This window comes from Parashewanella hymeniacidonis (assembly GCF_016900895.1).
Classification (GTDB): domain Bacteria; phylum Pseudomonadota; class Gammaproteobacteria; order Enterobacterales; family Shewanellaceae; genus Parashewanella; species Parashewanella hymeniacidonis.
Genome location: NZ_JAFEUN010000159.1, coordinates 1 through 6,758 on the forward strand (window position 1 = coordinate 1; position 6,758 = coordinate 6,758).

The 6,758-nt window shown below is 40.9% G+C and carries 6 protein-coding genes; 4 read left to right on the forward strand and 2 right to left on the reverse strand.

Annotated features, from left to right (window positions below; translation table 11 throughout):
- The first annotated feature begins 161 nt into the window (after positions 1 to 161).
- Complete coding sequence (locus JQC92_RS20265) at positions 162 to 425, forward strand: DUF1289 domain-containing protein (protein ID WP_205001343.1); 264 nt, start codon at positions 162 to 164, stop codon at positions 423 to 425.
- Here JQC92_RS20265 and JQC92_RS20270 read toward each other — a convergent pair.
- Together JQC92_RS20270 and JQC92_RS20275 are read right to left on the reverse strand one after the other, a co-directional pair.
- Positions 422 to 832 (reverse strand): hypothetical protein, encoded by a 411-nt coding sequence (locus tag JQC92_RS20270; protein ID WP_205001344.1) that lies wholly within the window; start codon positions 830 to 832, stop codon positions 422 to 424. The two genes, JQC92_RS20265 and JQC92_RS20270, sit on opposite strands and share 4 nt — an antisense overlap.
- A 268-nt stretch (positions 833 to 1,100) precedes the next feature.
- A complete protein-coding gene (locus tag JQC92_RS20275; RefSeq protein ID WP_205001345.1) occupies positions 1,101 to 1,934 on the reverse strand; it encodes a LysR family transcriptional regulator in 834 nt (277 codons plus the stop codon).
- 141 nt (positions 1,935 to 2,075) lie between these two features.
- On the opposite strand from JQC92_RS20275, the gene JQC92_RS20280 reads away from it, so the two are divergent.
- The 3 genes from JQC92_RS20280 to JQC92_RS20290 all read left to right on the forward strand — a co-directional run bounded on the left by JQC92_RS20280 (position 2,076) and on the right by JQC92_RS20290 (position 6,604).
- Complete coding sequence (locus JQC92_RS20280) at positions 2,076 to 3,251, forward strand: acyl-CoA dehydrogenase (protein ID WP_205001346.1); 1,176 nt, start codon at positions 2,076 to 2,078, stop codon at positions 3,249 to 3,251.
- A gap of 76 nt (positions 3,252 to 3,327) precedes the next feature.
- The gene (locus tag JQC92_RS20285) at positions 3,328 to 5,544 is read left to right on the forward strand and encodes a thiamine pyrophosphate-dependent enzyme (RefSeq protein ID WP_205001347.1); all 2,217 of its coding nucleotides are present in this window, start codon (positions 3,328 to 3,330) and stop codon (positions 5,542 to 5,544) included.
- 13 nt (positions 5,545 to 5,557) lie between these two features.
- Positions 5,558 to 6,604: an ACP S-malonyltransferase gene (locus tag JQC92_RS20290; RefSeq protein WP_205001348.1), complete on the forward strand. Its 1,047-nt coding sequence runs from the start codon at positions 5,558 to 5,560 to the stop codon at positions 6,602 to 6,604.
- Positions 6,605 to 6,758 lie beyond the last annotated feature (154 nt).

Below are 6,758 nucleotides of genomic sequence, written 5' to 3' on the forward strand. Positions count from 1 at the left end.
CGAATTTACTAGAGTAATCATGAGCGGTGGTTTCAGGGTCTTTTTTACAAACTATATTCTCGCAAACCCTGCTCATGATTTCGAATAATTAAGCTCAGTTCATAAAACTGTCCGAACTATTGTTATATTCAAGATAATAAAAATATTTAAGGGAGGGCTTAATGGAGCAGTTAGAGTTTTTTGATATTCCAAGCCCTTGTCTCAATGTTTGCCAAGTGGATGCTCGTGGGTATTGTTTAGGCTGTTTTCGAAGTCGAGAAGAACGCTTTAATTGGCAAAAATTCGATCAAGCGACAAAAATTGATGTCATTCGTTTATGCAAGCAAAGGCGAAAGCGCTATCGATATGCTATTTACAAAATGCGAAAAGATAAGCAGCTGAAAGAACAACAAGAACTAGATCTAAATGGGCGTTTTGATTTCTAGCTTGGTCCCCTGGGTTGAAAGAATTGATCAAATCCCCAAAAACTTTTTAAGCCTATTACGATAGTGTTCCGATTACTCGAGGTAGGCTTTTTATTAAATTCTGATAGCTTTGCTTTTACTTCTGTATGGTTCAAAGTGCGCTTTAATCTATTAGTAGCGCTAAAATAAAAGTATTTTGAGAAAGCTCTGGCAATTCTACGAGTCCAGTTATTAGAATCATTTTCTCTGTTCGAGCGCTCTTGACTAACGTCGATGTGTTCTATTTTTGAATCACTCTCGATAACTTTGATTTTATACTTACAGTCATTTGAGAGCTTTAGCACAGTATTACTCTGCATGGCTCCATTAGATTTTTCCAAATGAGCCAATATATTTTCTTTAATTGTTCTAGTACTGATAAAACTCATAAATATTCATCTGTTAGTTTTTAGGGTTGTACCTAGAGTTTAGTATGACATTGAAAGTTCAGATTCTTTACCTGCCATACATTACAAAATAGATAAATCTCACTTCTTAAAGCTATATGTAAGATGAAAGAACACTATCTGTTTTCTCTAATGGCCCTTAATTTATAAAAATTAGTTACTTTCAGTATTATGAGTATAGCTAAACCAAAAAAGTTCTTAACTTAAAGTTTCTTTAATCTTTTTTAATAAACTTTATAAAAATACACAGTTAGTAATGAGTGCAAAGTTCTTTCAATGTATCTATAACGTTAAGGTTTCTTGTATCTGCTGATACAGCTAAACCAACCGTCCTTTTTAACTCAATATCTTCAATTTCTTTAAAGATAACATCTCGATGGTTGACGTCTGCTTCAATTTTTGGAACCAAGGCAATACCTAAGCCAGCAGCAACTAATCCCATGGCATACTCGACAGTTTGGATTCGAGCTCGGACTTGTAAATTAATTCCTTCCAAGTCCAGTAGTTGTTGAAGGTGAGCAAGGCCCTCACAAGGCTGACGGTGAATGAAAGCTTGATTCTGAAGATCAGAAATACCAATCTTTGATTTTAAACTTAAGCGTGAACTTGCTGGAATGGCTAATAAATAATTGTCTGACCAAATAGGCTGAAACTGTTCATGGCTTTTTAAGTCAGAGGTTGTAATGATTCGAGCATCAGATTCTTCAGTATGTTCAACTAAAGTGAGTTCAATATGAGGGCAAGCTTGAGTGAAATCTTTAAGTAATTGACTCATTCGTTCAACGCCTAAAGAACGTATTAAGCCAAGTTTAAAGGGTTTTCGAGTTTGTTTTTCGCTAAAAAGAGATTTTATGGCTTGGCTTTCATTAATCAATTGCTTCGCCAGTGGATATAGCCGTAAGCCTTCTTCTGTTGCGGTAACTCCTTTTCCGTGTCTCAGAAACAGCTGAATATTAAGTTCAGTTTCTAAATTACCAATGGCGGTAGAGATCGATGGCTGAGCAACATAACATTGCTTTGATGCCGCACTAAAACTTCCCGTTTCAAATACTGAAATAAAGTATTTAAGCCCTTTAAAGTTCATAAATGTTCAAAGGTTACGTTTACGTAAGGTATAGAATACAGCTATAGATGATAAAGATAAACAATATTTCATCTATTAATTAATTGAGCGTAATCTAAACAAATTTAAATTCTCAGCAGAACAAAAATAAAGGGACATTTCATGGCACGAGTACATTTTGACTGGCAAGATCCATTAAACTTGAACAGCGTACTTACAGAAGAAGAGCGCATGATCCGAGATATGGTTCATGACTATGCGCAAGACAAGTTAATGAGCCGAGTGTTGACCGCAAATCGTGAAGAGCGTTTTGATCGTGAAATCATGAACGAATTGGGTGAACTCGGTTTACTTGGGTCAACATTGCCAGAAAAGTACGGTTGCTCAAATACCAATTATGTCAGTTATGGTTTGATTGCTCGTGAAGTGGAGCGTGTAGACAGTGGTTATCGTAGTGCTATGAGTGTGCAGTCGTCATTGGTTATGCACCCAATTAACGAATATGGTACTGAAGAACAAAAACAAAAATATTTACCAAAACTGGCTACTGGCGAATGGGTTGGTTGCTTTGGCTTAACCGAGCCAGATGCGGGCTCAGACCCAGCAGGCATGAAAACCCGTGCTGAGAAAATTGACGGCGGTTATCGTTTAAATGGCAGCAAAATGTGGATCACCAATTCACCGATTGCTGATGTGTTTGTGGTGTGGGCGAAGTTAGATGGTGAAATCCGAGGCTTTGTTTTAGATAAAGGCTTAAAAGGTCTGTCGGCACCTAAGATTGAAGGCAAGTTCTCACTGCGTGCATCAATTACCGGTGAAATCGTGATGGATAACGTAGAAGTAGGCGAAGGCGCTATCTTCCCTGAAGTAAAAGGGCTTAAAGGACCTTTTGGCTGCTTAAACAAAGCGCGCTATGGTATTGCGTGGGGATCGTTGGGTGCAGCAGAGTTTTGCTGGCACGCTGCTCGTCAATACGGTTTAGACCGCCACCAATTCAATAAGCCGCTTGCAGGCACTCAGTTGTATCAAAAAAAATTGGCCGATATGCAAACGGAAATCGCAACAGGTCTAATGACGTGTGTGCAAGCGGGTCGTTTAATGGATCAAGGTCAATTGCCTGTTGAAGCCATTTCGCTTATCAAACGTAACTCTTGTGGTAAAGCATTGGATATTGCTCGAATCGCTCGTGATATGCATGGTGGTAACGGTATTGCAGATGAGTTCCACGTGATTCGCCATGTGATGAACCTTGAAGCGGTAAACACCTACGAAGGTACACACGATATTCACGCCTTGATTCTTGGTCGTGCACAAACAGGCTTACAAGCCTTTATGTAATCTCACTCACAAAGGGTAGAGCTGAGAGTTCCTACCTTACAAAACACAAATAATAATGTGAAGTAGAGGGTAAGAAGTGGAAGATAGAGCCATTGCCGTAGATAGGCAGTTTATTGAAACAGTATTAAATCACGATTTTAACAACACCTCCCATGGTTGGGATCACAAACGTTTAGGTTTGAGTGATGCAGACTTTCTTGGTATGTTTGAATCGCAACTTAAAAGTCGTTTACTGGATTTAGAGTCGCGACAGATGCGAGCCCGTAATCAGGGTTTTTATACCATCGGTAGCTCTGGTCATGAAGGTAATGCCGCTTATGCCAAAGCAATACGAACGTCAGATATGGCATTTTTGCATTACCGAAGCGCTGCATTTTTGATTGAACGTGGCCGCCGAGAGGCAGGTGAAACCCAATTATGGGATATGTTGCTTTCTTTCGCCGCATCCAGTGAAGATCCAATATCTGGTGGTCGCCATAAAGTGCTTGGTAGTAAAACGCTGTATGTACCACCTCAAACGTCTACCATTGCTTCACACTTACCTAAAGCCGTTGGTGCTGCACTGAGTATCCCATTAACTGATCGCTTAGAGATCGACGCTGAGTTACCCAATGATGCCGTCGTGTTATGTAACTTCGGAGATGCTTCTGCAAACCATGCTTCAGCGCAAACGGCAATCAATGCAGCTGGGTGGGCATCTTACCAACAGGTGCCTATGCCACTGTTGTTTGTCTGTGAAGATAACGGTATTGGTATTTCGACTTCCACACCAACAGGCTGGATTGCCGAAAACTTTAAACATCGCGGTGGAGTTAAATACTTTCATTGCGACGGTTTGGATATCCTTGATTGTTATCGAGGGGCAAAACAAGCCGCAGATTGGGTGAGGTTGCATCGAAAACCTGCATTTTTACACGTTAGAACCGTCCGATTAATGGGGCATGCGGGGAGCGATGCCGAAATAGCCTATAAAACCAGAGAGCAAATTTTAGAAAACGAGGCGCTGGATCCGTTAATCAGTAGTGCAGAGCAGATTATAGAAGCAGGCTTGCTTACTGCAGAGCAAGTGATTCAGTGGTATCAACAACTGAAGCGACAGATTGCCGCAGTCGCACAAGTTACCGTTACTCGGCCAAAACTTCAGAATATCGAACAAACAAAAAAATCGATTTTAGCGACACCATCGACGGACAATGTAAAAGAAAACCAACTAACTGATGAGCAATTCAGTCAGTTAATGAAAGCCGACAAAAACTCTCTTGGTAAGCCTGTTCACATGGGGAAACTGATCAATCTGACCTTAACTGAGCTGATGGCACATCATTCCAACATTGTGGTTTGTGGCGAAGATGTCGGTAAAAAAGGCGGGGTGTATCATGTTACTTCTCGGCTAGTAGAGCGTTTTGGCCCAAACCGAGTCATCAATACCTTGTTGGATGAAACCTCTATTTTAGGCTTAGCCATTGGTATGGCGCATAACGGTATTTTACCAATCCCTGAAATACAGTTTCTTGCTTATGTGCATAATGCCGAAGATCAAATCCGAGGTGAAGCAGCGACCTTGCCGTTTTTCTCTAATGGTCAATATGCTAACCCGATGGTGATTAGAATCGCTGGTTTGGGTTATCAAAAGGGCTTTGGCGGTCACTTCCATAATGATAACTCCTTAGCGGTTTTTCGAGATATTCCGGGTTTAATTCTCGCTTGTCCATCCAATGGTGATGATGCCATGGGGATGCTAAGAGAATGCGTGAGATTGGCTCAAGAAGAAAAACGTCTAGTGGTATTTATCGAGCCGATAGCTTTGTATATGACGCGTGATTTACATGACGCTGGCGATAACCTTTGGGCGAGCGAGTATCAAAAGCAAGCCAAAGCAAAACAACTGCCTTTTGGAGAAATTGGTGTTCATGGCAAAGGTAAAAAGCTGTGTATCATTAGCTATGCTAACGGCTATTACTTAAGCCGCCAAGCTGAAAAACAACTGGCCGAGCAGTCTATTGAAACCACCATCATTGATTTACGTTATTTAGCACCGCTCAACGAACAAGCGATTGCTCAAGTGGCTGGCCAGTGTGCTCACATTTTGATTGTCGATGAATGTCGAAGAAGTGGTAACGTCAGTGAAGCTTTATTTACTTGCTTGCAAGAACAATTGGGAAAACATTGTCCTCCTATCGCTCGTTTAACTGGCGAAGATTGCTTTATCCCGCTCGCTGATGCTGCAACGATGCCGCTACCGAGCAAAGATAAAGTTATCGATGCTGCAATTAAATTAGTCCAACAACAATAATTGAGAAGTAAATATGAGTTCGAATGCGAAGGAAAGAGTCATTGTTGTAGCGCCGGGAAGAGGTTGCTATAACAAAGAAGAGTTAGGTTATTTAGCTCGCTTTCATGCGGATAAACTGGAGTTCATAGAAGAAATTGATGAGTATCGTACTGAGCAAAAACAGCGTTCAATTGCCGAGTTAGATGCACTCAACAAATACTCATTTAAGCTGCACACTCCCGGCGAAAATGCTTCTGCGCTGATTTACGCATGTGCTTATGGTGACTTCTTAAATATTGACCGAGACAAGTACGACATTGTTGCCATTACAGGTAACTCAATGGGCTGGTACATTGCGCTTGCGTTATCTGGCGCACTTGAGCCTGAAGCCGCAATTCAAGTCATTAATACTATGGGTTCAATGATGCAAAATGGCTTGATTGGTGGCCAAATTATCTATCCTGAAGTTGATGAAAACTGGCAATTAGATACAGCAAAGGTTGAGTGTCTTGATTCGGTCATTGAAGAGGTGAACCAACAAACAGGTTGTGAGCTCTATACTTCGATTTATCTTGGCGGATATCGAGTACTTGCGGGTAATGAAGCAGGGTTAAAATTAGCTGAAGAAAAGTTACCACAACTTGATAACCGTTACCCAATGAGGCTCTACAATCATGGCGCTTTCCATACCCCTTTATTGCAAGATATCAGTGATAAAGGTTTTGAGCTGCTTGACGAAGATTTATTTGAAAAGCCACAATTACCGATCGTTGACGGACAAGGTAACATTTGGAGTCCCTATTATTGTGATTTAGATGCACTGCGTGATTACACATTAGGCCATCAAGTGACGGAGCCCTATGATTTCAGTAAAGCAATTGAAGTCGCAGTGAAAGAATTCGCACCAGATAAAATTATTGTTTTAGGCCCAGGAAATACCTTAGCAGGCCCTGTCGCTCAAGAGTTGATAAAACATAATTGGTTCGGTTGGCAATCAAAACAAGATTTTGTCGATGCCCAAGCGGGTGAGCCGAAGTTGATTGCTTTGGGGCATGAGGAGCAACGTTCGTTAGCTGTTTAGCACTGCTTGCTTAGTAGCTAATTAGTCGGCCATGAAAAACATCTAACATTATGATCGATAATACAATATAGCTCTTTGATACATTCAATTTCGACCAGAAATGATATAGTGAACCTACGGTTTCTGGTCGTTTTTGGTGCTAAAAATGCTCTCC